Origin of the sequence: Xanthobacter sp. SG618 (assembly GCF_012932745.1) — a bacterium.
GTDB lineage: Bacteria > Pseudomonadota > Alphaproteobacteria > Rhizobiales > Xanthobacteraceae > Xanthobacter > Xanthobacter flavus.
This window is the reverse complement of sequence record NZ_JABBHL010000002.1, coordinates 535,681-561,483: the sequence shown is the minus strand read 5'-3', so window position 1 is coordinate 561,483 and position 25,803 is coordinate 535,681. Positions and strand designations below refer to the sequence as shown.

At 67.4% G+C, this 25,803-nt stretch carries 22 protein-coding genes and 1 tRNA gene; 18 read left to right on the top strand and 5 right to left on the bottom strand.

Translation table 11 applies throughout. The annotated features are described in order from the left end of the window. Nucleotides 1-61: 61 nt before the first annotated feature. The 6 genes from FHT36_RS08045 (at nt 62) to trxA (ending at nt 11,980) form a co-directional block, all read left to right on the top strand. Nucleotides 62-2,581 (top strand): PAS domain-containing sensor histidine kinase, encoded by a 2,520-nt coding sequence (locus tag FHT36_RS08045; protein WP_169121965.1) that lies wholly within the window; start codon nt 62-64, stop codon nt 2,579-2,581. Beyond that, nucleotides 2,578-4,149, top strand: coding sequence for a tRNA (adenosine(37)-N6)-threonylcarbamoyltransferase complex ATPase subunit type 1 TsaE (gene tsaE, locus FHT36_RS08040; protein ID WP_169121964.1), 1,572 nt, complete (start codon nt 2,578-2,580; stop codon nt 4,147-4,149). Before FHT36_RS08045 ends, tsaE begins: the two co-directional genes overlap by 4 nt. 62 nt (nt 4,150-4,211) lie before the next feature. Continuing rightward, nucleotides 4,212-4,913 carry a nucleotidyltransferase family protein gene (locus FHT36_RS08035; RefSeq protein ID WP_169122221.1) on the top strand — a complete coding sequence of 234 codons (702 nt, stop codon included), beginning with the start codon at nt 4,212-4,214 and terminating at the stop codon, nt 4,911-4,913. 98 nt (nt 4,914-5,011) lie between these two features. Continuing rightward, the gene (gene addB / locus FHT36_RS08030; protein WP_169121963.1) at nt 5,012-8,059 is read left to right on the top strand and encodes a double-strand break repair protein AddB; all 3,048 of its coding nucleotides are present in this window, start codon (nt 5,012-5,014) and stop codon (nt 8,057-8,059) included. After that, nucleotides 8,056-11,574 carry a double-strand break repair helicase AddA gene (gene addA, locus FHT36_RS08025; RefSeq protein WP_169121962.1) on the top strand — a complete coding sequence of 1,173 codons (3,519 nt, stop codon included), beginning with the start codon at nt 8,056-8,058 and terminating at the stop codon, nt 11,572-11,574. The genes addB and addA overlap by 4 nt, the downstream gene beginning before the upstream one ends. Before the next feature lie 85 nt (nt 11,575-11,659). Then, nucleotides 11,660-11,980, top strand: coding sequence for a thioredoxin (gene trxA, locus FHT36_RS08020; protein ID WP_024276966.1), 321 nt, complete (start codon nt 11,660-11,662; stop codon nt 11,978-11,980). Nucleotides 11,981-12,055: 75 nt separating this feature from the next. Here trxA and FHT36_RS08015 read toward each other — a convergent pair whose 3' ends face one another. Then, nucleotides 12,056-12,406, bottom strand: a complete 351-nt coding sequence (locus tag FHT36_RS08015; RefSeq protein ID WP_169121961.1) for a hypothetical protein — start codon at nt 12,404-12,406, stop codon at nt 12,056-12,058. Nucleotides 12,407-12,548: 142 nt separating this feature from the next. Then, nucleotides 12,549-13,286 carry a tRNA pseudouridine(38-40) synthase TruA gene (truA, locus tag FHT36_RS08010; protein ID WP_169121960.1) on the bottom strand — a complete coding sequence of 246 codons (738 nt, stop codon included), beginning with the start codon at nt 13,284-13,286 and terminating at the stop codon, nt 12,549-12,551. A 30-nt stretch (nt 13,287-13,316) separates the two neighbouring features. On the opposite strand from truA, the gene FHT36_RS08005 reads away from it, so the two are divergent. Beyond that, nucleotides 13,317-13,550 carry a methionyl-tRNA formyltransferase gene (locus FHT36_RS08005; protein ID WP_169121959.1) on the top strand — a complete coding sequence of 78 codons (234 nt, stop codon included), beginning with the start codon at nt 13,317-13,319 and terminating at the stop codon, nt 13,548-13,550. Here FHT36_RS08005 and fmt read toward each other — a convergent pair. Further along, nucleotides 13,543-14,466, bottom strand: a complete 924-nt coding sequence (gene fmt, locus FHT36_RS08000; RefSeq protein WP_169121958.1) for a methionyl-tRNA formyltransferase — start codon at nt 14,464-14,466, stop codon at nt 13,543-13,545. The two genes, FHT36_RS08005 and fmt, sit on opposite strands and share 8 nt — an antisense overlap. A 37-nt stretch (nt 14,467-14,503) precedes the next feature. Beyond that, a complete protein-coding gene (gene def / locus FHT36_RS07995) occupies nt 14,504-15,022 on the bottom strand; it encodes a peptide deformylase (protein ID WP_169121957.1) in 519 nt (172 codons plus the stop codon). A 100-nt stretch (nt 15,023-15,122) separates the two neighbouring features. Between def and FHT36_RS07990 the strand changes: the two genes are divergently transcribed. The 11 genes from FHT36_RS07990 (at nt 15,123) to FHT36_RS07940 (ending at nt 24,968) form a co-directional block, all read left to right on the top strand. Further along, entirely contained in the window at nt 15,123-16,277 is a 1,155-nt protein-coding gene (locus tag FHT36_RS07990) for a DNA recombination protein RmuC (RefSeq protein ID WP_169121956.1), read from the top strand. 9 nt (nt 16,278-16,286) lie between these two features. Beyond that, nucleotides 16,287-16,640 carry a DUF2200 domain-containing protein gene (locus FHT36_RS07985; protein ID WP_169121955.1) on the top strand — a complete coding sequence of 118 codons (354 nt, stop codon included), beginning with the start codon at nt 16,287-16,289 and terminating at the stop codon, nt 16,638-16,640. A 123-nt stretch (nt 16,641-16,763) separates the two neighbouring features. After that, nucleotides 16,764-17,642 carry a bifunctional DNA-formamidopyrimidine glycosylase/DNA-(apurinic or apyrimidinic site) lyase gene (gene mutM, locus FHT36_RS07980; RefSeq protein WP_169122220.1) on the top strand — a complete coding sequence of 293 codons (879 nt, stop codon included), beginning with the start codon at nt 16,764-16,766 and terminating at the stop codon, nt 17,640-17,642. 135 nt (nt 17,643-17,777) lie between these two features. Then, on the top strand, nt 17,778-18,548 hold the full coding sequence (locus tag FHT36_RS07975; RefSeq protein ID WP_169121954.1) for an enoyl-CoA hydratase: 771 nt from the start codon (nt 17,778-17,780) through the stop codon (nt 18,546-18,548). Between the two features lie 134 nt (nt 18,549-18,682). Next, a tRNA-Leu gene (locus tag FHT36_RS07970) sits at nt 18,683-18,767 on the top strand. A 164-nt stretch (nt 18,768-18,931) separates the two neighbouring features. Next, on the top strand, nt 18,932-20,134 hold the full coding sequence (locus FHT36_RS07965) for a phage integrase central domain-containing protein (protein WP_169121953.1): 1,203 nt from the start codon (nt 18,932-18,934) through the stop codon (nt 20,132-20,134). Between the two features lie 85 nt (nt 20,135-20,219). Further along, nucleotides 20,220-20,927, top strand: coding sequence for a hypothetical protein (locus tag FHT36_RS07960; protein WP_169121952.1), 708 nt, complete (start codon nt 20,220-20,222; stop codon nt 20,925-20,927). Between the two features lie 64 nt (nt 20,928-20,991). Then, entirely contained in the window at nt 20,992-21,204 is a 213-nt protein-coding gene (locus FHT36_RS07955) for an AlpA family transcriptional regulator (protein ID WP_169121951.1), read from the top strand. A 297-nt stretch (nt 21,205-21,501) separates the two neighbouring features. Further along, entirely contained in the window at nt 21,502-23,151 is a 1,650-nt protein-coding gene (locus FHT36_RS07950) for a DUF927 domain-containing protein (RefSeq protein ID WP_169121950.1), read from the top strand. Nucleotides 23,152-23,701: 550 nt separating this feature from the next. Beyond that, the gene (locus FHT36_RS07945) at nt 23,702-24,364 is read left to right on the top strand and encodes a hypothetical protein (protein WP_169121949.1); all 663 of its coding nucleotides are present in this window, start codon (nt 23,702-23,704) and stop codon (nt 24,362-24,364) included. Between the two features lie 127 nt (nt 24,365-24,491). Continuing rightward, nucleotides 24,492-24,968: a MucR family transcriptional regulator gene (locus FHT36_RS07940; protein WP_169122219.1), complete on the top strand. Its 477-nt coding sequence runs from the start codon at nt 24,492-24,494 to the stop codon at nt 24,966-24,968. Nucleotides 24,969-25,122: 154 nt separating this feature from the next. On the opposite strand, the gene FHT36_RS07935 is transcribed toward FHT36_RS07940, so the two are convergent. Continuing rightward, complete coding sequence (locus FHT36_RS07935; protein WP_169121948.1) at nt 25,123-25,773, bottom strand: hypothetical protein; 651 nt, start codon at nt 25,771-25,773, stop codon at nt 25,123-25,125. Nucleotides 25,774-25,803: the final 30 nt, after the last annotated feature.

Here is a 25,803-nt window from a genome sequence, read left to right as displayed (position 1 = left end):
TTCGCGGCGCGCCACAGAGAGGCTGCGGCAACCGCAGGGCAGGGGAAGGACACCGGGGCGAATGGCGGAGCGCATCCGGAGGAGCGGCGCGCGGCGCCCGGCGCGCGGGCGCAGGCAGGGGCCCGCCCCGGCGACGGGATGCGCGAACTTCTGCGTCGGCACCCGCACCGCGCTGTTCGGCGGATTTCTCCTCGCCACCACCGCCCTCGCCGGCACCCCGGCTTCCGCCGACGGCTGGACCATCGCCATGAGCGCCGCCGAGGCGCTGTGGCCGGTGATCGCCTTGTCGGCCTGCGCCGTCGCCGGCCTCGTCGCCTTGCGGTCCCGTCGGGTGGCCGCCGATCTCGGCGCGCGTATGGACAAGGCCGAGGCCGAGGCCCGCGATGCCGGTGCCGCCGCTGCCCGGGCCCGGGCGGAAGCCCATGCCGCGCGCATCCTCCTCACCGCCGGCGCACCCGCTTTCATGGCCTGGAGCGGCCGCACCCTGCCGGTGGATGTGCACGGCGCGACGCCGGAAGCCTTCCGCGCCAGCCTCGGCGCTGCCTCCGTCGCCCTCGACCAGGCGCTGGAGGAGTTGCGCCGGGAAGACGGCACCGTCTCACAATTGGTGGAGACCCCGGCCGGTCCCGCGCGTCTGGAAGGCCGCAGCCTCGGCGGCGCGGGCGTTCTGCTTCTGCGTCCGGCCGATGCGGCGGAGGCCTCCGCAAAAGCCGAGGCCGCCGACTTCGCCGAGGCGGAGCGGATGGCCCATGGCCTCGCCGCCGCACTCGATGCGGCCGCGGCGCCGGCTTGGCTCCGGCGGCCGGATGGCATGCTGGTCTATGTGAACCCCGCTTTCGCCACCGCGGTGGGCGCGCCTTCGGCAGCGGAGGCGCGCACGGCCGGTCTCGATCTGCTCGACGCCCGCATCCGCAGCGCCGCTTTGACCGCCGAAGGCACGGCCGGCACGTTCCGCCAGCGGGTGAAGGCGGTGGCGAGCGGCCAGCGCCGGCAGATGGATGTGGTGGAGGTGGCCGGGCCCTTCGGCACCGCCGGCATCGCCATCGACGTGACCGGCGAGGATGTGGCAAAGGCCGAGACCGCCCGCACGGTGGCTGCCCACCAGCGCACGCTGGACCAGCTGACGACGGCCGTTGCCATCTTCGGCGCCGACGAGCGCCTCGTCTTCCACAACGCGGCCTATGAGCGCCTGTTCGATCTCGCCCCCGGCCTCCTCGACCAGCGCCCGCCGGAGAACGAAATCCTCGAAGACCTGCGCCGCCGCCGCAAGGTGCCCGAGCAGGCCGACTTCCGCGCGTGGCGCGCGCAACTGCGCGAGGCCTATCGCGCCATCGAGCCGGTGAACGACTGGTGGCACCTGCCCGGCGGGCAGATGCTGCGCGTGGTCATCACGCCCAATGCCGAAGGCGGCATCACCTATCTGTTCGATGACCTCTCCGAGCATCTGGCGCTGGAGAGCCGCTACAACAGCCTCATCCGCATTCAGGGCGAGACGCTGGACGGCCTCGCCGAGGCTGTGGCGGTGTTCGGCGCGGACGGGCGGCTCAATCTCTACAATCAGGCCTTCCTCGCGCTCTGGTCCCTCGACGCGCAGGCCATGGGCGACAAGCCCCATGTGGACGCGGTGGCCGCCATGTGCCGCCCGCTCTACGGCGAGACGGCCGCCTTCTCCCGCATCCGCCAGGCGGTGACGGCCATCGGCCCGCGCGATGCCACCACCCTGCGCATCGAGCGGCCGGATGGCCGCGTGCTCGACGGCGCCACCCAGCCGCTGCCGGACGGCGGCACCATGGTGACGTTCCGCGATGTCACCGACAGCGTGAAGGTGGAGCGGGCGCTGACCGAGCGCGCCGAGGCGCTGGAGGCGGCGGACAAACTGAAGAACGCCTTCGTCGGCCATGTCTCCTATCACCTGCGCACGCCCCTCAACACCTTGATGGGCTATGCCGATATGCTGCGTGAGGGCCTTGCCGGCCCGCTCAACGACCGCCAGCGCGACTATCTCGACCACATGCGCCAGTCCTCGGACCTGCTGCGCGCCCTCATCGACGACATTCTCGACCTCGCCACCATCGATGCCGGCGCCATGGAGCTGGACCTCGCCGAGGTGGACGTGCGCGAGCTGGTCCTCTCCGTCGCCGAGGCGGTGCGCGACAGCGTGGACGAGGCGCGGCTTTCCCTCGCCGTGAACATCGATCCCGCCGCCGGCGTCTTCGTCGCCGATGCGCGGCGGCTGCGGCAGATCCTGTTCAATCTCCTGTCCAACGCCATCGCCGTCTCGCCCGAGGGCGGCACCGTGACGCTCGGCGCCAACCGGCGCGACGGGGCGCTGGTGTTCACCGTCCGCGACGAGGGGCCGGGCGTGCCGGCGGAGGTCAAGGAGACGCTGTTCGACCGCTTCGAGAGCCGCAGCGCCGGCCCGCGCCATCGCGGGGTGGGCCTCGGCCTCGCCATCGTGCGCTCGTTCGTGAGCCTGCATGGCGGCTCGGTCACGGTGGGGCCGGCCTCGGCCACGCGCGGAACGCTCGCCACCTGCATTTTCCCGCTCGACGGCGAGCGCCGGCGGGAGGCTGCCGAATGAGCATCGTGCTGGAACGCCTCGAAGGGCAGCCGGTTGCCTGCCGCGTGGTGCTGAAGGACCTCGCCGCCACCAGCCGCCTCGCCTCGCTGATCGCCAGCTGGTTCGGGGGCAAGGACACCATCACCCTCACCGGCGATCTCGGCGCCGGCAAGACGGAACTGGCCCGCGCGCTCATCCGCGCCTTCGCCGACGATGCCGGCGTGGACGTGCCCAGCCCCACCTTCCCGATCCTGATCTCCTACGACTTCCCCCGCGGCCGGGTGGTGCACGCCGACCTCTACCGCATCCAGGAGCCGGACGAGCTGGACGAGCTCGGCTGGGACGAACTGCGCGAGAATGCGCTCCTCATGGTGGAGTGGCCCGAGCGCGCCGAGGAGCGTCTGCCGGCCGACCGCCTCGACGTGGCGCTCTACCTCGCCGCCGGCACGCGGGACGCGGCCACGCTCGGCCCGGAGGCGCGCATCGCTATCGTCACCGGCTATGGCAGCTTCGGCCCGCGCCTCGACCGGTTGATGATCGCCCAGTCGCTCATCGAGCAGAGCGGCTTTGCCGAGGCGGCCCACCGCTTCCTGCAGGGCGACGCCTCCGCCCGCTCCTACAGCCGCCTCGTGCTCGGCGACCGCTCGGCCATCGTGATGAACGCGCCGCGCCAGCCGGACGGGCCGCCACTGAAGCGCGGCCTGCCCTACAGCCAGCTCGTCCATCTGGCGGAGGATGTGAAGCCGTTCGTCGCCATGGACCGGGCGCTGCTGGCGCAGGGCCTGTCCGCGCCGCTCATCTATTCGGCAGATCTGGAAGCCGGCATCCTCGTGCTGGAAGATCTCGGCCCGGAATTCGTGGTGGCCGGCACCCCGCCCGCCCCGGTGCCGGAGCGCTATCGCCTCGCGGTGGAAGTGCTCGCCACCCTGCACAGCCGGCCGCTGCCGCGCACGCTGAACATCGCGCCAAGGGTGGAGCGGGCGCTGCCGTCCTACGACGTCGCCGCCATGCTCACCGAAATCGACCTGATGCTGGACTGGTACCTGCCGTCCCGCGGCATCCGGCTCGACGGGGTGGTGCGGGAGGAATTCCGCCTGCTGTGGCGCAGCGCGCTCAACCCCGCCATGGCCGAGCCGCCCACCTGGGTGCTGCGCGACTATCACTCGCCCAACCTCATCTGGCTGCCCCAGCGGGAGGGCCTGCGCCGCATCGGCCTCATCGATTTCCAGGACGCGGTGATGGGGCCGGCGGCCTACGACGTGGTGTCGCTGGCGCAGGATGCGCGGGTGGACGTGCCGGAAGAGCTGGAGCTCGAACTCGTGCGCCGCTACGTAGCGATGCGCCGCGAGGCGGACCCCACCTTCGACCCGCGCGGCTTTGCCCGCACCTATGCGCTGATGGGCGCCCAGCGGGCCAGCAAGATCCTCGGCATCTTTACCCGCCTCAACGATCGCGACGGCAAGCCGCATTATCTCCGGCACCTGCCGCGCATCCGGCGCTATCTCGCCCGCTGCCTCGCCCATGAGGAGTTGGGATCGCTGCGCATGTGGTATGAGGCGGTGCTGCCATCGAAGGACCTCTCCGCGTGACCGCTGCCCCCGACACGCTGCTTGACGCGCCCGCCGCCGGAACCGTCCGGATCGATACTGCCATGGTGCTTGCTGCCGGCCTCGGCACACGGATGCGCCCCCTCACCGACACCCGGCCCAAGCCGCTGGTGGAGGTGGAGGGCCGCCCGCTGGTGGACCATGTGCTGGACCGTGTCGCTGCCGCAGGCATTCCGCGCGCCATTGTCAATTTGCACCACCATGCCGACCTGCTGGAGGCGCACCTCAAGGCGCGCGCGGGCGCTCCCGAAATCCTGCTCTCCGACGAGCGCGGGGTTCTGCTGGAGACCGGCGGCGGCGTGCGCAAGGCGCTGCCGCTGATCGGCGATACGCCGTTCCTCGTCATCAATTCCGACACCATCTGGATCGAAGGCGCGCGTCCGAACCTCGTGCGGCTCATGGAGCAGTTCGACCCGGAGCGCATGGACGCGCTGCTGCTGCTCGCCTCCGCTGCCCATTCCATCGGCTATGACGGCATGGGCGATTTCCAGATGGACAAGCTCGGTCATCTGGAGCGCCGGGGCGAGCGCACCATCGCCCCCTTCGTCTATGCCGGCGCCGCCATTCTCAAGCCGGAGCTGTTCGACGGCACGCCGGAAGGCGCCTTCTCGCTGAACCGCGTGTTCGACCGCGCGGGCGCGGCAGAGCGGCTCTACGGCTTGCGGCTCGACGGCATCTGGATGCATGTGGGCACGCCGGACGCTATCGCCTTGGCCGAGGACGCCATCGAGCGGTCGAGCGATTGAAGCCCCCTAAAGCCCGCGCGGCGTTTGAGCGGGGACCACGAGAAAGCCCGCGCGGCGTTTGAGCGAAGAGGCGCTCGCGCCTCGACAGGAGTGAAGCCGTGCCGCGCGTGCTGACCATTCCGCCTTCCGCGCCTTTCCTGCCGGTGCTCGCGCGCGCCCTGCTGGATGGCGCGCTGGTGGAGGGCTTCGCGCCGCGTAACGATCCACTCGCGCTGGCCGGCGCCACCGTCTTCCTGCCCACCCGCCGCGCCGGGCGGCTGTTCGCCGAGGCGCTGCTGGAAGCGTCGGGCGGAACGGCGCTGCTGCTGCCGCGCATCGTGCCCCTCGGCGACGTGGACGAGGATGCGCTCGCCTTCTCCGAGGATGCCCCGGTGCTGGCCGCGCCCCACGCCATCGCGCCGGTGCATCGCAGGCTCGTGCTGGCGCGGCTCGTGGCGCACTGGCGCGATACGCTGTCCAAGGCGGTGGAGCGGGAGGCGGTCGCCGCCGGCACTGCTTCCACCTTCGCGCTGGCCGATGCGCTGGGCTCCCTGTTCGACGATCTGACCACCGCCGGCCTCGGTGTCGAGCGAATGGATGGGCTCGTGCCGGACGAGCTGGACCGCTATTTCAAGGTGGGGCTTGATTTCGTGCGCATCGCCCGGCGCGCCTTCTCCGCCTATCTGGCAGAGGAAGGGCTGGTGGAGCCCGCCGCCCGCCGCGACGCGCTGGTGGATGCGGAGGCGCGCCGGCTGACGGCGCTGGGCACGGCGGCCGGGCCGGTGATCGCCGCCGGCTCCACCGGCTCCATGCCGGCCACCGCGCGCCTGCTGAAGGCCATTGCCAGCCTGCCCCATGGCGCCGTGGTGCTGCCGGGGCTGGACCTCGACCTCGATGCGCCGTCCTTCGATCGGCTGGCCGATCCCGTGCTCGGCGCGCCCGATCATCCGCAATACGGCCTCGCCCGTCTCCTCGGCACCCTCGGCGTGGAGCGGCGCGAGGTGATCCCGCTGGCACCGCCGGCCCCCTTCGGTCGCGAGCGGCTGATGGGCGAGGCCCTGCGGCAGGCCGAGACGACCGACCTCTGGGCCACCCTTCCCGAGCGTCTGCCCCCGGAAGGTCTCGCCGCCGCCATGGCTGGCATCAGCGTGGTCGAGGCGGACGATCCCCGTGCCGAGGCGTTGGCCGTCGCCCTCCTGCTGCGCGACAGCCTGGAGCGCCCGGGCGAGACGGCGGCCCTCGTCACCCCCGATCGCGATCTCGCGCGGCGGGTGGCGGCGGAGATGGCGCGCTTCGGCGTGGCGCTGGACGATTCCGCCGGCACGCCGCTGGCCGATGCCCCGGCCGGGCGTCTCGCCGGCCTGCTGGTGACGGCGGCGGCCGAAGGGCTGGCGCCGGTGCCGCTGTTCGCGCTCCTCACCCACCCGCTGGCGCGCTTCGGTCTCGATGGGCAGGGAAAGGCCGACGCGGTGGCTGCGCTGGAACTGGCCACCCTGCGCGGACCCCGCCCCGCCGCCGGCATCGCCGGGCTTCGCGCGGCGTTGGACGCGCACGATCCGGAAGGCTACCGCCGCTCCGATCCGCGCAGCCGCATCGATGGCACAGCGGTCGCTGCCGCGCGCGATCTGGTGCAGCGGCTGGAGGCGGCTCTCGGCCCGCTGCTGGCGCTGGGCGACCGGCCCGGCGCCGTTCCCCTCGACGAACTCGTCGCCGCCCATCGCGCCGCGGTGGAGGCCGCCGCCGGCCGGCTCGATCCCGAGGCGGAAGACGCCGCGGAGGCGGCACTGGCCCGCACGTTCGAGACGCTGGAGCGCGTGGCTGGCGATGGCCCGGCCCTCGACCTCTCATCCTATGCCGATGCGGCGGGCGCGCTCTTCTCCGACACCATGGTCCGCCCGCGCGCGGAGCCCCATGCGCGCATCCGCATCCTCGGCCCGCTGGAGGCGCGCCTCGTCCATGTGGACCGCATGGTGCTGGGCGGTCTGGTGGAGGGCTCCTGGCCGACCATTCCCGAGACCGACCCCTGGCTCAGCCGGCCCATGCGGGCGCAACTGGGGCTGGACCTGCCGGAGCGGCGCATCGGCCTTTCCGCCCACGATTTCGCGCAAGGCTTCGGCGCGCGCGAACTGGTGCTGAGCTTCGCCGCCAAGGTCGGCGGCACACAGAGCGTGCCCTCGCGCTTCGTGCAGCGGCTGAAGACCGTGGCCGGGGAGGCCGAGTGGAACGCCGCCCGCGCGCGCGGCGCCCGCTTCGTCCGGGCCGCCCGTAGCCTCGACGAGGCGCCCGCCGTGCCCCGCGCCACCCGTCCAGCGCCGGCGCCGCCGCTGGAGCTGCGCCCGCGCCGGCTCTCGGTGACGGAGATCGAGACCTTCCTGCGCGATCCCTATTCCATCTATGCCCGCCACGTGCTCGGCCTGTCTCCGCTCGACGACCTCGACGCCCCGCCGGGCGGCGCGGAGCGGGGCAGCGCGCTGCACGAGGCGGTGGGCCGCTTCACCCAGGCGTTTCCCGATGAGCTGCCCCCCGACGCGCTGGCACAGCTGATCGAGGAGGGCGCCCGCGCCTTCGCGCCGCTGAGGGCGTTCCCGGCCGAGCACGCTCTGTGGTGGGCACGGTTCGAGCGGGCGGCGGCTTTCCTCGTCGCCTTCGAGCGCGAGCGGCGCCTCCATCTGGACCACATCGTCGCCGAGACGAAGGGCAGCCTCGACATTCCGCTGGCCGCCTCCACCTTCCGCCTCACCGGCCGCGCCGACCGCATCGAGATCAAGCGCGACGGGACGCTCGCCATCATCGACTACAAGACCGGCACTGCGCCGAGCGCCAAGCAGGCGGCCTCCCTGTCCCCGCAGCTGCCGCTGGAAGCGGCCATGGCCCGTCGTGGCGGCTTCGAGGGTGTGCCGGGCGCGCCGGTGGAAGAACTCACCTATGTGGAGCTGAAGGGCGGGGCCGACGGCGGCGCGGAAAAGCCGGTGAAGGTGAAGGACCGCTCCACCCACGATCTCGCCGAGGATGCCCTCGCGGGCCTCGAAAGCCTGCTGAAAGCGTTCGAGAACGTGGCGCAGGGCTATCGCTCGCTCGCTGCGCCGCAATGGTCCGGCCGCTATGGCGACTATGACCACCTCGCCCGCGTGCGCGAATGGGCGCTGGCCGGGGAGGAGGGCGAATGAGCAGCCCCGATCTGGCCCGCGATCCCAAGTCCGAGGCCACCCGCCGCCAGTCGGAAGCCTCCCACCCCGCCGTGTCCGCCTGGGTCTCGGCCAATGCCGGCTCGGGCAAGACGCATGTGCTCGCCCGCCGTGTCATCCGCCTGCTGCTCGCCGGCACGCCGCCGGGGCGCATTTTGTGCCTCACCTATACCAAGGCGGCGGCGGCCAACATGGCCAACCGCGTGCTCGCCATCCTCGGCCGCTGGGCGCGCATGGACGATGGCGCGCTCGATGCCGCCATCGCCGAGACGGTGGGCGAGGCGCCGGATGAAGCTCTGCGCGCCCGCGCGCGCCGGCTGTTCGCGGCGGCGCTGGAGACGCCGGGCGGGCTGAAGATCCAGACCATCCACGCCTTCTGCGGCGGCCTTTTGCACCGCTTCCCGTTCGAGGCGGACGTGGCGGCCGGCTTCCGCGAGCTGGACGAGGTGGCCCGCCGCGAGCTGATGGCGCGCATCCGCGCCGACCTCGTGGTGGCGGCGAGCCTTGCCCCCGCGTCCCCGGCCGGCGAGGCGCTGGCGCGGCTGACCGAGGAAATGTCCGACAGCGGGCTGACCGGCCTCATCGAGGCGGCGGTGGCGCTGCGGGCGCGCATCTCCCCCCTGGGTGACACGCCCGCTGCCCGCCGCGCCGCCGTGGCGCGGGCGCTTGGGCTGCCGGCGGGACTGACGGTAGCGGATGTGGAAGCCGAGATGCTGGCGAGCCCGCATCTGCCGCGTTCGGAATGGGAAAGCGTCGCGGCGACGCTCGCCACTTCCGACAAGGCCACCGACCGCAAGCGCGCCGACGACCTCGCCGCCGCTGCTGCCGCTGGGGACGACGCTTCGGCGCTCGCCGCCTATCGCGGCGTCTTCTTCGGCAGCGATGGGCCACGCTCCGACAAGAACCTGCTCACCAAGGGCATGGGCACGCGCGAGCCGGACCTTCTCGTCCGCTTCACCGCCGAGCGCGACCGCCTCGCCGGCCTGGACGACCGCCTCAAGGCGGCCTGGACGCTGGAGCGCACCGGCGCGGCCCTCACCCTCGGCGCCGAGGCCTGCCGCCGCTACGAGGCGGAGAAGGCGGCGCGGGGCCTGCTGGATTTCGACGACCTCATCACCAAGGCCGCGGCCCTGCTCGCCGAGCAGCCGACCTTCGTGCAGTTCAAGCTCGACCAGGGCATCGACCACATCCTCGTGGACGAGGCGCAGGATACGAGCCCCGAGCAGTGGAAGGTGGTGGAGGGCCTCGCCTCCGACTTCTTCTCAGGCGAGGGTGCGCGGGCGGGCGTGACCCGCACCATCTTCGTGGTGGGCGACGAGAAGCAGTCCATCTTCTCCTTCCAGGGCGCCGATCCGCGCGCCTTCGGCGCCATGCGTGCCACGTTTGAGCGCAAGGTGGGGGCGGAGGGCTTCCGCCGGGTGGAGCTGCCCCATTCCTTTCGCTCGGCGCCGGGCGTGCTGGAGGCGGTGGATGCCATCTTCAAGAGCGAGGTGGCCCATGCGGGGCTGACGCTGGATGGGGTGGGGCCCGTCCACGCCGCCATCCGCGCCGATGCGCCGGCCCTGGTGGAGATCTGGCCCACTACCGTGCCCGAGCCCCATCCTGAGCCGGACAATTGGCGGCGGCCGCTGGACGAGGTGCCCTCCGATGATCCGGTGAGCCGGCTCGCTGCGCGCATCGCCGGGTTCATCCAGGCGGGGATTGCGAACGGCCTCGCCATCCCCTCCCGCAACGGGCGGCCCATGCGGGCCGGCGACGTGCTGGTGCTGGTGCGCCGGCGCGGGCGGGTGTTCGAGGCGGTTATCCGCGCATTGAAGGAATTGAAGGACCCGCGCGTGCAGGTGGCCGGCGCGGACCGGCTCGTGGTGCCGGAGCACATCGCCGCCCTGGACCTGATGGCGCTGGGCGACGCGCTGCTCTCGCCGCACGACGATCTCTCCCTTGCGTCGGTGCTCAAGAGCCCGCTGTTCGGCTTCACCGACGACGATCTCATGGCCCTGTGCCCGCAGCGGAAGGGCACGCTCGCCTCCGTGCTCGCCACCTCCGACGATGCGCGCCACCGCGCCGCCGCCGCCCGCCTCGCCGGCTGGAAGGGCGAGGCGGAGGGGCTGCGGCCGTTCGATTTCTACGGCCGCGTCCTCGGCCGCGATGGCGGGCGGCGGGCCATGCTGGCGCGGCTCGGGCCGGAGGCGGCGGACGTGCTGGACGAGTTCATGGCGCTCGCCCGCACCTATGAGGGCGCCGAGCCGGCGAGCCTTGCCGGCTTCCTCGCCTTCCTCAGACGCGGCGGGGCCGAGACCAAGCGCGACATGGAGAGCGGCCGCGACGAGGTGCGGGTGATGACCGCCCATGGCGCGAAAGGGCTGGAGGCGCCCCTCGTCATCCTCGCCGACACGGTGGACATGCCCCGCCCGCGGATTGCCGGCGGCCTGCTCACCTTGCCGGGGGAGGGGGTGCCGGTGCTGGCGCCGCGCAAGGCGGAAGACCCGGAGGTGCTCGCCACCGCCCGTGCCACGGCCGCCGCGCGCGAGCTGGAGGAATATCGCCGCCTGTTCTACGTCGCCCTGACCCGCGCCGAGGACGCGCTGGTGATCTGTGGCGCCGAGACCCGTGCGCCGGCCAAGGACAAGCCCCACGCCCGGCCCGAGGGGTGCTGGTACGACCTCGCCCGCGCGGCGCTGGAGCCGGACGCCGACGAGGGTGAGCCGCTGGGCTTCGAGGGTAAGGTGCTGCGCTGGCGCAAGGGGCCGGGGCTGAAGGTGGCGGAGGCGGGCGCGCCCGTGCCAGCGGCGGTCGAGGAGGCGGAGGCGCTATCGTTCCCCAATCCCCCGCCGCCCGAGCCAACCTTGCGGCGCCTGCGTCCCTCCGGCATCGACGGCGCGGAGCCTCGACCGGAGCGACCGGCCATGCCGGCGCCGCTGCCCGAGAGTGCGCTGTCCCCCCTCGTGCGCGGCGATCTGGTCCACCGCCTGCTGGCCGGCCTGCCGGAGGTGGCGGCGGCCGAGCGGGAGGCGGCGGGCCTGCGCCTGCTGCGCCATGCGGCGGATGGGGTGGACGAGGCGGCGCACCGGGCGATTCTCGCCGAGGCGCTCGGCGTGCTCGGCCATGCGCCGCTCGCGGAGCTGTTCGGCGCAGGGAGCCGGGCCGAGGTGCCGGTGATCGGCCGCATCACGGGTGGGGGCGGGGAGGTGTTCGCCGTCAACGGCCGCATCGACCGGCTCGTCGTCCTGCCTGACCGTATCCTTGTGGCCGACTTCAAGACCGATCGGACACCGCCCGGGGACCCTGCGGAGGCCGGCGAAAGCTATGTTTCCCAACTTGCGGTCTATGGCGCCATTCTGTCGCAGGCGTTCGGTGGGCGGCCGGTGGAGGCACGGCTTGTCTATACGGCCGGGCCGCTGGTGGTGCCGCTCGCCGCCTCCCGGCTCGGTGCGGCGCTGGACCGGCTGGGGGTTCCGTCCCCGCCTTTCGCCTCCCTCGGCGTCAAGGGCGCGTGAACCCGCCTTGACGGGGAGGGGAGCGGCTACCTACGTTCTCCCCAACATCCAGTGGTTCTCCCCGTTCTGCCCTACGAGGTATGTCATGGCCGTCGAGAAAGTTTCCGATCAGAATTTCGATCAGGACGTGCTGAAGTCCAGCGCGCCGGTCATCGTCGATTTCTGGGCGGAGTGGTGCGGCCCCTGCCGCATGGTTGCCCCCATCCTGGAGGAAGTGTCCGGCGAGCTGGGCGAGAAGGTCCGCATCGTGAAGCTGAACGTGGACGAGAATCCGCAGACGGCATCCAAGTACGGCATCATGTCCATCCCCACCCTGCTCCTCTTCAAGGACGGCAAGATCGCCTCCCGTCAGGTGGGCGCCGCCCCCAAGGCGAAGCTGGTGCAGTGGATCAACGGCTCGATCTGAGCTTTTCCAGCCTCCGAATGCGAAAAAGCCCCCGTCACCGGGGGCTTTTTTGCGTTTGGTCCGGTGACACAAGCTTCAGCCGTGGCGTTCCAGCATCTTGCCGGAGGCGGCGACGCGCTCCACCGCGAAGGCGGATGCAGGGCGCACCCGCCACGGGCGGTCGAGGCAGAGGCTGGCATCGTTGAGCCGGGCGGCCTCCGCCTGCGCCTCGCTTTCGTTGGCGAAGCGATGGGCCTCGCGCGGGAAGAAGGCGCCGCCGGGGATGATGACGGCCTCTCCTTCCTGGGTATCGATCCGGGTTTCGCTGCCGTCGAAGAAAATCCATCCGCACGGCGCACCCGGTACGGCGCGGGCGACCAGATGGGCGAGGGAGAGGGGAACGCGGCGGCGCGAAGGCTGCCAGCGCGGCATACGGAAACTGAACATCGGACCCGTTGTCCTCTATCGCCCCTGAGGTGTCTTCCCAGTGGAAATGCTCTAGAGGGCCGGACCGTTCCAACCTGCGACGCGATGAACGTTTACAGGATGTTGCCCAGTGCGAGGCTCAAGCGGGCGGAATCGTGCAGCCTCAATAGCTGACGGCGGCGAGATAGAGCCCCGCCGCGGGGGCCATCGGGCCGCAGCGGGTGCGGTCGGCGGCGGCGAGGGCGGTGGCGAGATCGTCCGCACTCCAGCGGCCTTCCCCCACCCGCATCAGCGAGCCCACCATGGAGCGCACCTGATGATGCAGGAACGACCGGGCCGAGGTGACGACCCGGATTTCGTTGCCGTGGCGGGATACGTCCAGCTGGTCCAGCGTCTTCACCGGCGAGGCGGCTTGGCACTCGGCGGCGCGGAAGGTGGAGAAATCGTGCTTGCCCAGCAGCCGCTGCGCCGCCGCGTGCATGGCCTCCGCATCGAGCTTCTGGGGAATGCGCCACGCCCGGTCGCGGTCCAGCGCGAGATCGGGGCGGCGGTTGACGATGCGGTAGAGATAGTGCCGCTTGGTCGCGGAGAAGCGGGCGTCGAAGCTGTCCGGCACCCGCTCGGCTGAGAGCACGGCCACCGGGTGGGGCCGAAGCTGGGCCGTCATGGCGTCGCGGACCGTGTCCGTGCGCCACTCCTTGGCAAGGTCCACATGGGCCACCTGCCCGGTGGCATGGACGCCGGCATCGGTGCGCCCGGCGCCCGCCACCGTCACCTTTTCCCCGCAGAAGCGCTGAAAAGCCTCGGCCAGCACACCCTGCACGGTGGGCAGGTCCGCCTGCATCTGCCAGCCGGCGAAGGGGGTGCCGTCATATTCGATGGTGAGCTTATATCTAGGCACTTCCGGCTAATTCCAACGGAGAGAACGCTCGTGGCACTTATTGAGAATTTTGTCAGGCAGGACAAAGAGCGGTTCAAAGTTCATGAGGCCATTGAGGCACACGTTTGCTCCTTCGAAGCCGAGGGTGGGCGGGTACTTCAAATCGACACCTATGGCCGTGGCACGAGAGCCAACCCGCACAAGATAAGCCAATCGGTGCAACTGGATCGCCGGAGCGCTGGACAGCTCTATGAAATTCTGAAGGCCGAATTCGGCTTCAAGTGAGCTGCGACCCAGGTGCGAGCTTGTTTCCCCTTAGGAAGGTTTCCGCCCCCATGGGCTGCTTGCCCGCCTTCTGCAGTTCCACGAGCCGCACCGCCCCCGCGCCGCAGGCGATGGTGAGGCGGTCATCCAGTGCGGTGCCGGGCGCTGCGGACCCCTCTGCCAGCGTCGAGCGCAGCACCTTCACCCGCGCCTCCTCCGCTCCGAGGGGGAACCAGGCGCCGGGGAAGGGGGAGAGGCCGCGGATGTGGTCGTGCACCTCCTGGGCGGGCTTCGACCAGTCGATGCGGGTTTCGGCCTTCTCGATCTTGGCGGCATATTCCACGCCGGTCGCCGGCTGGGGCGTGAAGGCGAGGCCGCCGCGCTCCAGCGCGGCCAGCGCCCGGCCCATGAGGTCTGCGCCGATCACCATCATCCGGTCGTGCAAATCCCCGGCGGTCATGTCCGCCCCGATGGGGATGCGCTCCACGAGGCCCACGGGGCCGGTGTCCAGCCCGGCCTCCATCTGCATCACCGCGACGCCCGTCTCCCGGTCGCCGGCCATGATGGCGCGCTGGATGGGCGCGGCCCCGCGCCAGCGCGGCAGCAGGGAGCCGTGCAGGTTCAGGCAGCCGAGGCGCGGCGCATCGAGGATGGCCTGCGGCAGGATGAGCCCATAGGCCACCACCACCGCCACGTCCGCCTCGTGGGCGCGGAAGGCCTCCGCTGCCTCCTCGCCCTTCAGGCTCTTGGGCGTGAACACCGGCAGGCCGAAGCGCTCGGCCACCGCATGGACGGGGGAGGGGGTGAGGTCGAGCCCGCGCCGGCCGGCCGGGGCAGGCGCGCGGGTGTAGACCGCGACGACCTCATGGCCGCGCCCGACGATCTCCGAGAGGGTGGGGACGGCGAAATCCGGCGTGCCCATGAAGACGATGCGCATGAACCCTCGTGCCCCGTGATCTCCCGCCGCGGCGGGATCAGGCCTCGGCCTTGTGCTTCGCCTGCTTGGTGAACTTCTTGATGACGCGGTCGCGCTTCAGCTTGGAGATGTGATCGATGAAGAGCACGCCGTTGAGGTGGTCGATCTCGTGCTGCACGCAGGTGGCGAACAGGCCCTCGGCCTCCACCTCACGCGTCTTGCCCTCGATGTCCAGGAAGCGCACCGCCACCTTCGCCGGGCGCTCCACCTCCTCGTAATATTCGGGGATGGAGAGGCAGCCCTCGCTGTAGACGGAGGTCTCCTCCGAGGCGGCGATGATCTCGGGATTGATGAGGGCGATGGGCTTCTTGTTCTCGCCGTCGCGCGCGACATCGATGGTGATGACGCGGCGCTGCACACCCACCTGTATGGCCGCCAGCCCGATGCCGGGGGCGTCGTACATGGTCTCGAACATGTCCTCCACCAGCTTGCGCACCTCGCTGTCGATGGTCTCGACCGGGGTGGAAAGCGTGCTCAGCTTGGGCTCGGGGATGATGAGGATGGGCCGGATCGTCATTCGAGCGAGATAAGCGAAGCTGCCGCATAGGTCAACATGTTCGCCGTTTGTTCAAGGAAGAGAATCACGTAAGAAGAGAAGGTTCACGCAAGAGCAAGGCATGCCGGTTGTGCTGTTCACCTTCGGCGGACGGCCCTTCACCGTGGCCGAGGCCGCCGCGGTCGCCGCGGCGGTGCTGGCGCTGCTGCTGTTTCTGGTGCTGGTGAGCCTCGTGCGCCAGTCGCGGGCGCGCGCCGCCGTGGTCGCCGAGGAGGCGCTCCGGCGCGACGAGATGGACCGCCGCCTGCGCGAATTGGTCCGCGTCCAGTCCGAGACCGCCGGCCGCGTGCAGAGCATGACGGAGATCCTCGCCCAAAGGCAGAGCGAGCTCGCCCGCGCCGTCTCAGACCGCCTCGACCAGACCTCCCACCGGCTGGGGGAGACTCTCTCCACCGCCGCCCGCGCCACCCATGAGAGCCTGACCCGCATCGCCGAGCGCCTCGTGATGGTGGAGACGGCCGAGCGCACGCTCGGCGATCTTTCCGCGCAGGTGGTTTCGCTGCGCGAGACGCTGGCCAACAAGCAGGCGCGCGGGGCCTTCGGGCAGGCGCGGATGGAGGCCATCGTCGCCGACGGCCTGCCGCGCGGCAGCTTCGCCTTCCAGTACACCCTCTCCAACGGCAAGCGGCCGGACTGCGCCATCTTCCTGCCGGGGGATCCACGCCCGCTCCTCGTCGATTCCAAATTCCCGCTGGAAGCCGTCACCGCCTTCCGCGAGGCGCCATCCGCCGAGCACCGCAAGGCTGCGGGCCAGCGCCTGCGTAACGATCTGCTGAAGCACGTCTATGACGTGGCCGAGCGCTATTTCATCCCCGGCGAGACGCAGGACGTGGCGCTCATCTTCGTGCCGTCCGAATCCGTCTATGCCGAGATCAGCGAGCATTTCGACGGTGTGGTGCAGGAGGCCTACCGGTTGCGGGTGGTGCTGGTTTCGCCCTCCTTGCTGATGCTGGCCGTGCAGGTGGTGCAGGCCATCGCCAAGGATGCCCGCATGCGCGAGGAGGCCGACCGCGTGCGCGCGGAGGTGGCCGCACTGGTGGACGACGTGAGCCGCCTGCGCGAGCGGGTGGGCGACCTCGCCAAGCACTTTTCCCAGGTGGGCGACGACGTGCAGCGTGTCATCATCTCCGCCGACAAGATCGCCCGGCGCGGACTGCGGCTGGAGCAGCTGGATTTCGACACGCCCGGCCCGGCGCCCTCCGCTCCGCCCGAGTGAGAGGGCTTCATGCCGAAGCACCGCATCTACACCACCAGCTTCGCCAGCGTTTATCCCCTCTATGTCGCCAAGGCCGAGCGCAAGGGGCGCAGCCGGGCGGAGGTGGACACGGTCATCCGCTGGCTGACCGGATATTCCGATGCGGAGCTCATCGCCTTTCTCGCCGGAAAGACCGATTTCGAGACCTTCTTCGCCGAGGCGCCCGCGCCAAACCCGGCCCGCGCGCTCATCACCGGGATGGTCTGCGGCGTGCGGGTGGAGCAGGTCGCCGAGCCGACCATGCGCGAGATAAGGTATCTCGATAGGTTGATCGACGAGCTGGCGCGGGGGCGCCCGCTGGAGAAGATCCTGCGCAAGGGCTGAGCCCTGTTGATGTGGCTCCTGTCGGGGCTGCGGCATCTTGCGCCGCGACGCCCAAGGCGGGATGCTGGAGGCCGAAATGAATCACGCGCCGGTTGTGGCGCGCCCGTGACCCTTAAGGACGAAATGCCCGAACTGCCCGAGGTGGAAACCGTCCGCCGCGGCCTGATGCCCGTCTTGCAGGGCGCCGTGATCGAAAGCGCCGAGGCGCGCCGCCCGGACCTGCGCTGGCCGCTGCCTGAGAATTTCGCCGAACGCCTCGCCGGCCGCCGCGTGGAGGCCATCGGCCGCCGCGCCAAATATCTGCTCGCCGATCTGGACGGCGGCGAGGTGATGATCCTGCACCTCGGCATGTCCGGCTCCATCCGGGTCGAGGGGACGGAAACCCGCCGGCCCGGCGCCTTCCATTATCCGCGCGCCGCGGCCGGCCCCCACGATCATGTGGTGCTGCACCTCGCCGGCGGCACCACCGTCACCTTCAACGATCCGCGCCGCTTCGGTGCCATCCTGATCGTTCCCTACGACCGGCTGGAGAGCCATCCGCTCCTCGCCGGGCTCGGCCCGGAGCCGCTGGGCAACGCCTTCCATGCGGACTATCTCGCTTCAGCGTTCGCCCGCCGCAATACCGCGCTGAAGGCCGCGCTGCTGGACCAGAAGCTGGTGGCGGGGCTGGGCAACATCTATGTCTGCGAGGCCCTGTTCCGCGCCGGCCTCTCGCCGCGCCGCCTTGCGCACACCATCGTCACCAAGGACGGCAAGCCGACGCCACGGGTGGAGCGCCTCGTCACCGCCATTCGCGACGTGCTGCGCGAGGCCATCCAGGCGGGCGGCTCCTCCCTGCGCGACCACAAGCAGGTGAGCGGCGAACTCGGCTATTTCCAGCACACCTTCCGCGTCTACGGCCGGGAGGGCGAGCCCTGCCGCACCCGGCATTGCAAGGGCATCGTCCAGCGCATCGTGCAAGCCGGGCGCTCTACCTTCTATTGCCCGGTCTGCCAGAGATAGCGCAGCGCCGCACGGCCGCTGTGCGAGGCTGCCACTTCGCATCAAAGCCGGGACACGCTAGAGCACGTCACCCGTGTGCGCGAAGCGCCGCCGAGGCTATCGACCGGTGTCACGCCGGCTGAGGAGGAGATAGGGATGGCTTACGAGACGATCCTGTTGGAGGTGGACGAGCGGGTCGGCATCATCCGGCTGAACCGCCCGCAGGCGCTCAACGCGCTCAACGCCCAGCTCATCAACGAGCTGAACGCCGCCCTCGACGTGCTCGAGGCCGACCGCGCCATCGGCTGCATCATCCTCACCGGCTCGGAGAAGGCGTTCGCCGCCGGAGCCGACATCAAGGCGATGCAGAACTTCACCTATCCCGACACGTATCTCGACGACTACATCACCTCCTGGGAGCGCCTCTCGCGCACCCGCAAGCCGGTGATCGCGGCGGTGGCCGGCTTCGCCCTGGGCGGCGGCTGCGAGCTCGCCATGATGTGCGACTTCATCCTCGCCGCCGACACCGCGAAATTCGGCCAGCCGGAGATCAAGCTCGGCGTCATGCCCGGCTCGGGCGGCACCCAGCGCCTCACCCGCTTCATCGGCAAGTCCAAGGCCATGGAAATGTGCCTCACCGGCCGGCTGATGGATGCCGTGGAAGCCGAGCGCTCTGGCCTCGTCTCCCGCATCATCCCCGCCGCCGAGCTGATGACCGAGGCGCTGAAGGTGGCCAAGGTGATCGCCGGCATGTCGCTGCCCGTGGCTATGCAGACCAAGGAGGCGGTGAACCGCTCCTACGAGACCTCCCTCGCCGAGGGCATCCGCTTCGAGCGCCGGGTGTTCCAGTCCCAGTTCGGCCTCGCCCACCAGCAGGAAGGCATGAGCGCCTTCATCGAAAAGCGCCCGCCCGACTTCAAGGCCTGACGGCAAGGCGGGTGTCGCCCAGCCGGCCGCACCCGCCTTCCCCATCTTTCCGCGGAAGAGCGCAAAGAGCGTGTTGACAAGCAAGCCGCCCCCCCTCTATGTGTCGCGCTCCCAGCCGGCCACAACCGGACGGGGCCCAGGTGGCGGAATTGGTAGACGCGCTGGTTTCAGGTACCAGTGGTGAAAGCCGTGGAGGTTCGAGTCCTCTCCTGGGCACCATTTTGCCATCCACAGACGTCTTGTAACGTCCAATTGCGATGGTAGATCAAGTGGTTAGCCCCCTTTGATTGTCTCCCGGGGTCCACGGTGGTCCGATTGAATCTCGCGCACGCGTAGGCATGCTTGTAGGCATCGATTGTGTGCCTACAGCGAGATGCCTACATATGCCTCTCACGGATCTGGCGTTGCGCAACGCCAAGCCAAAAGACAAGCCGTACAAGCTATTTGACGGCGGTGGCCTGCACCTTCTTGTTAACCCGAATGGTAGTCGCATCTGGCGCCTCGCCTATCGATTCGCGGGCAAGCCGAAGCAGCTCTCGTTTGGCCCCTACCCCACCGTTCCCCTCGTCGAGGCGCGCCAAAAGCGGGAAGAGGCCAAGAGGCAACTTCTCGCTGGCGAGGATCCTTCCGCGGTCCGCAAGCTGGAGAAGGTTGCGGCCAGCGTGTCTTCCGCCAACACGTTTTCGGCCGTAGCCGAGGAATTCATAGAGCGCCTGAAGGGGCGAGGAATTGCCGAAGTCACTCTAGCTAAGAAGCGCTGGCTTCTTACGGATCTAGCAGGCCCCAGCTTGGGCCACCGGCCGATAGCTGAAATCTCCGCCTTCGAGATTCTATCCGTGTTGCAGCAGGTTGAGCGGAGTGGCCGGCGAGAGACGGCGCGTCGCCTGAGGTCATCGATAGGGGCAGTGTTTCGCTTCGCCATCGCGACACTCAGAGCCGAAACCGACCCAACCTTCGCACTGAGGGACGCGCTGGAGCGGCCAAAGGTGCGCCACTTATCGGCTCTCACAGATCCCAAGGCGCTGGGCGGCTTGATTCGCGCCGTTGACGAATACACCGGCTGGCCTACGGTCAGGTCGGCGCTCTTATTCACCGCACTGACATTCGCCAGGCCGGGCGAGGTGCGGGGCGCTCGATGGGGTGAGGTCGATGTGGAAAGGGCGACCTGGAGCATTCCAGCGGAACGCATGAAGATGCGCCGACCGCACGTCGTACCCCTCTCTCGCCAAGCGCTGGCGGTGCTCGCCGATATCCGCCCGCTGACCGGCGCCAGCGAGTTGATCTTCCCTTCGATCCGCTCGAACAAAAAGCTCCTGAGCGAAAACGCCATGAACTCGGCGCTGCGCCGCATGGGGTTCACCCAGGACGAGATGACCTCCCACGGGTTCCGGGCGGCGGCCAGTTCGATCCTGAACGAGCATGGGCACTCTCCCGATGTGATCGAGGCGGCCCTGGGGCATCTGGACAGCAACGAAGTGCGCCGAGCCTACAACCGCGCGACCTACTGGCCAGAAAGGGTTGTGCTCATGCAGGTGTGGGCGGACCTCCTGGACGAGTTCCGCGGGATGAATGGGAAGCGGACTTAAAGTGGGCCATACACGTAACGCGACCGGCCGGCGGTTCTAATCGAAAAATCGATGAAGATCTGAAATTTAATTGATGGAGGTCGAAATGTCATCTCATCCGGGAAAAGAAACGGTCGAGCAGCAATCTGCCTACAATGATGAGGCAACGCACCGTCGATTCGTAATTTCCGATGAACGTATTCGATATTGGTCAATTCTAGACTCCTGGACCGCTTCAGAAGCAGCGGCACTGATTCTTCTCTTGGATCCAGATCGTGTAGATTCAAAATATATCGCGCTTATGCCGGAAACCAGCGTAATTTCGCAGAAATTCAAAGACAATAAGAGAGTTATAGAGAGATCAGATGAGTTAACAGGCGATGATACACCAAAAGAAATAATAGAAGCGCTCATTATAAAAGGAATTCCTGTTCCAGAAAAATTGCAAAACGCGGTCAAAGTGTATGAAGAGGCGAGCTCATACAAATTGAATCTGCTAAAAGTTGCAAATAAAAAACTTAAAAATGATGTTGAAATATTAAAAAAGAGCCTAAATGAAAAAAGAATAGATAGCATGAAAAAGATAATAGCCTATTTCTCGATTATGACAAAAGACTATATACCGGGCAAAAATAGCAGAATACATCAAATGGTCGAAAAAGATTTAAAGGACGTTGGGGTAACGATAACTCATGACACAGTTAAGTCGGTTTTGGACGACTGCGCAGAGCTCATCGCTGAGGAGGGGGATATCGATCGCTTGATCGAGACGGCTAGCAAGCGTGTAAAGAAGTCCGAATTCGGAAAACATTAAACGACTTCGGGCACATAGCGGGGTGCTTCTGCCAAAACCATGACGGTCCAAAAAAGGAGCGTTCATGGACGTGAAGCCGTTCAATCCCAACGCGTTGCTTCGACTTCATCAGATTGTCGGAGCTCGGGGTCTAATACCGATCTCACGGTCGAAGTGGTATTCGGGTATTCAGTCGGGGGAGTTTCCGAAGCCGGTCAAACTCGGCTCTCGGGCTGTTGCATGGCGTGCCTCAGACATCGCCTTGCTTATCGAAAAGGGTGTGGGCGATGGCCGCTGACCAGAATCCCGGTCACGGTAACTGCAGTCGCTCGATACTCTCGATGTCCAAGCAACTGCTCAGCTCGACCGGCGTTGATAGGTTCAGGCCCGATGATCGCATTGCCGATCGCAGGAAGCTGATCCTGGCACTGTTTATTCGCCCCTCCGAAGGCCTCCGTAGAAGCGGCAGGCCTCGGAAGTAGCCGCAAAACACTCGCCCTTCGCCAACATCTGCACGCGCGCTCCGGCGCGCGCGCAGGCCCTTGTCTGCTGTCACGTGAGCCATCGATGGCTCACATCACCTCAGGAATCCCACATGACGCGCGCACGCACGACCCCTTGGGTCCAGCCTATCGAGATCCATCGCAACATTGACGACGACGTTCACTCGGTAAAACTCGCTTTCGGAACCGTCAGTGGTGGCCGGGCGACCTCGATTATTTCTCGATCCCAGATCGACGACCCCCGCGGAGCGAAGCGAGTTCTCGCAGCGAGAGGCGCCCGCATACCCGAAGATTGGCTCGAGGACCTGCAGTTGGCGCTGAAAGCGGAGGGGTGTGACGTCGTTAGTTCGACGAGCATCCTTGGATGGCACGGCCGGTCTTACCTTTTCCCAGATCGTGCCGTTGGCCGTGGCCGCCGGTTGGTCCCCACTAACCCCCTGCCGGTCCGCCAATGCGCGAAGGGCAAGACCAAGGCATGGCGCGAAGGGCTAGCTGAGGCGTGTGCAAGCTCCAGCTATCTCACCTTCGCGGTCAGCGTGGCGTTCGCGGGCTGTTTGCTGCGGCCAGTCGGCCAGGACGAAGGAGCCGTCTTCCACTTCATCGGGGAGTCGTCGACGGGGAAGAGCCTGGCATCGACGGCGGCTCAATCCGTCATCGAGAAGGCCGGACGAGAGCGTTTACGCACCCATGATCTGACGGGCCGTGCTCTCGAAGAGGAGGCTGCTCGCTGCAACGACTCACTCCTCGTCCTCGACGAACTGGGGCGCATCGAAGGAACACCTGCCAAGCGCCTTCAGCACGTCCAGAACCTCGCCTACAAGATGACCGGCGGGCAAGGACGCCAAAGATCCAGCCGTGCGGTCTCCGACTTCGATTTGCGCAACGTCCACTACCTCATTTTCGGGTTGTCGTCGGGAGAGGAGCCCCTGGATGGCTCGGGCATCCGACGGCGGAACGACGGCGAGCAGGTTCGCCTGATCGGCATTCCCGTGCCGACGCGTGACGAGGGCGGGATTTTTGACCTGGAGCTGTCCGGAGAGCGTCGAGCGCAATTGGCCCGCACCGCGGAGTCTGCGATCTGTGACAACTATGGCCGCCCCATCCGGCGCTTCGTTCGGCGGTTCGTCGCTGACCCCAAGGGCGCGGAGAGGGCCCGCGAACATGTCGAGCGGTTCATGGCCAGGGCTGTAACGGCTCCCTCACCCTTCGCCGAGCGGTTCGCCCGCAAGTTCGCGGTGGTGTACGCGGCCGCCATGCTCGCCGCGCAATATAAGGTAGCGCCGTGGACCAAGAAGGCGGCCGGAGCTGCAATCCGGAAGGTGCATCGGCAGGCTTGGGAAATTGTGCGACCTGCCGGCTCTGCTGCCGACGACATGCTGGTGTGGTTGCGCGCTCACGCAAGCGACCCAAAGCTGTTCCCCAAGGTGGGGATGGGGATGAAGGTGCGTTCGGGCAGGGGCAAGACCATGTTCGGGATTCGTCGTGAGATCTCGGGCGTGTCAGGGCTGGCACTCCTGCGCGATCGGCTGCCGGATATCGTGCCAGCGTGGCAGGCGGACGGTGTGTTGGCTTCCCTCAAGGCGCGCGGGTATCTCCTACCCGGCAAGGAGGCGGGGCGTTATGTGCGCCAGATCCGCGTGAAAGGCATGCATCCGCCCCGGCGCGACTATGTCGTGTTCGATCTCGCGCGCATTGAGGGGAACGCCAAGGGCGTGCCCAAGAGCAAATCTGACGCCGCCTAGTCTGGTGGCTCACATGAGCCTCACTTTTTGGCCCCGCGCGCGCAGCGCGGGGCCTTTTTGTATGGACACGCGATCATGGTGCGGCGGCACGCGCTCTAATTTTCAGAAAGCACGCCGTGAGGGTGCAAATCGCAATTCTGTAAATCAATGGCATCAGCGAATATCGATCGATGATTGGGTTTTCGACGTCGACCGTATCGCCTCCGACAGCTTCATGTGGGCCGAAACACGCTCCGCATATGAGGAGTCATGTCTGAATGAGACGAGGAGTCACGTTTGAAGAGTGAAGTCTGAATCAGGTGTTTCTGAAAGACGGTTTCATTGAAAATGAGCATAAATGCAATAAAGTTTGGATTCAGATATAGCTGAATGACTCGATAGTTCGATAAACATGCAATGCATAGCCTATCGATGCATCAACTATTCAGTGCATAAATATTGGCCGCCTTATATCGCATGTCTGCGATATATCTTTTATTTATTCAAATATGCATTTGCATAATCGAATATTGTAAATAGACATCGTGTTCATAATGTATGGATATTTGCGATGTCGAAGAAATGCGTTGAGGATTTTCGCTCGGGGTCGGCTCGTGTCGAGGGCGTTGCTAGCAGCTACGGCAAATGGGTCGAAGACCATATCGCCGATGGCTACACTGGCTACCTGGTGACATTCATGTTCAAGAATCTCTATGCCGGAACGCAGGCGGGCAAGATCGATCTCATGCATAAGGATATCGAGAGGGTCTATTCGCGGGTGGCGCATCGCTTCGCGCATCATCCAGACAAGCCTTCCCAGCGCCGGTATCTGCCCTTGCTGGTCGCCTCGCCCGATCTGCCGGTGTTCAAGACGGACAAGATGTCTGTTGCTGATGTCGCCTTGAACGATGGCCTGCATGAGCATGGCATCTTGCTCGCACCCATGGAATCCCGGTTCAGGTACGAGCTGGCCACCTGGGTTAGGGAAAATGCGCCTTGGCTCATGAAGGATACCCGCCTTCAGCGCATTCACTGCGTCCGGCTCGACACGGCCCCGGGGAAGGCCACGGGGTACGCGTTGAAGGCCAATGGACGGAGCTTGCCTGAAGATAGCCTGCTCGTCCTGCCCAAGGCGCTGAGCGAACGCGGTCAGTCAACGGATCGCGGCTACGACGAGGCTGTGAGGTCCGCGCAGGGGTGTTCGCTACTGCGGACTGGTCGCAAGAGCTACTGATCGAGAGGCGGACTCTTAGCTCCATCACCCCGCCTGCAGAAATCCGATGCTTCAGATGGCTGCATCTCTTGCCAGATTGAAAAATCTGCGCTTGAGAAGCGGCCATCTTTTTTGTCTGGGGTGGAAAATGTCGAACGATGATCACGTAAATGACGCGGGCACTCTTCTCGGGAATGTTGCGGATATTGTAGCGGCATTCGTTGGAAATAACACGGTGCCTACGGCGGAGCTCCCTGCACTTATTGCCAGCGTTCACGCCAGCCTCAGCACCCTCGCGGCTCCCCAGCCCGAAGCGGTCGTCGAACTCGTGCCGGCTGTGCCGGTGCGCAAGTCGATCACGCCGGACTATATCGTCTGTCTCGAAGACGGCCGGAAACTGAAATCATTGAAGCGACATCTCCTCGCGGCGTTTGGGATGACGCCTGAAGCCTACCGGGATAAGTGGGGCCTGCCGAAGGACTATCCCATGGTGGCCCCGAACTACGCTGCTGCACGCTCTGAGATGGCGAAGCGGATCGGGCTGGGACAGATCCGCAAGGCTGTCGCCGAGGCGCCTGTTGCTCGTGGTCGCGCGTCGACGGTCAAGACCAAGCGCAAGGCGTAGGGAGCGCTATTCGCCTTCCTGCGACCGCCAGCCGGGTTTGTGCCTTGGTCGAACTGACCAAGGCTGCATTCGTACCCGATGATGGGAAGCCGACAGGACAAAAGAAAGGGGCGGCCGAAGCCGCCCCTTTCTTCGTACTCACCGTGTATCCGCCTCAGACTGCCACCCTGCACTCCGGGTGGATTGGGGCGACCTGCGTGATGGGTCGCGTGAAGGTGGGGTAGTCCTTGTAGTCGCGCCATTCGAGCGTGACGTGGCTTTCGCTCCGGGCCACAACCACGGCCTCCCACCAGCCATCGTACTGGCCATCGGTGAACTCCGGCGCGAGAACCACGTCGCCCTTCTGCAGCCCCGGCCAGTGCTTGGCGCCCTCCTTGATGACGACGCTGATCAGCGCCTCGCCGCTGGCCGTGTCCGTCGACTTGGCAAGCATGGCAGCGGCCTTCTTGCGCGCGGGCGCCTTCGGCTCGCTCTTCGCAACATCGGCCTCAGCAGCCTTCTCATTCGATTGGGCAGGCGTGGCCACCTTGCCCTGCGTCTCGGCGATGGCGACTAGGCGCTTGAAGATGTCCTGGCGGACGCTGGTGAGCAGCGGGCGGTCGTTCTCGCCGAAGCGTCCGGCGGGGATGGCGGCGATGAGATCGGCGTCGTCGCCCTCCGAGAAGAACACGACAGATGCGCCGTTCTTCACGCCCGCGGCGGTGGCGCGTTCGGCATCGACCGAAGAGAATCGGCCAGCCTGAGCCTTGCCAGCCCAGTTTTTGGAGAAGAGAACGCACGCGAGAATGGATGTATGATTGGTCATATGAAGTGCTCCGAAATTTAGCGCTAGCTT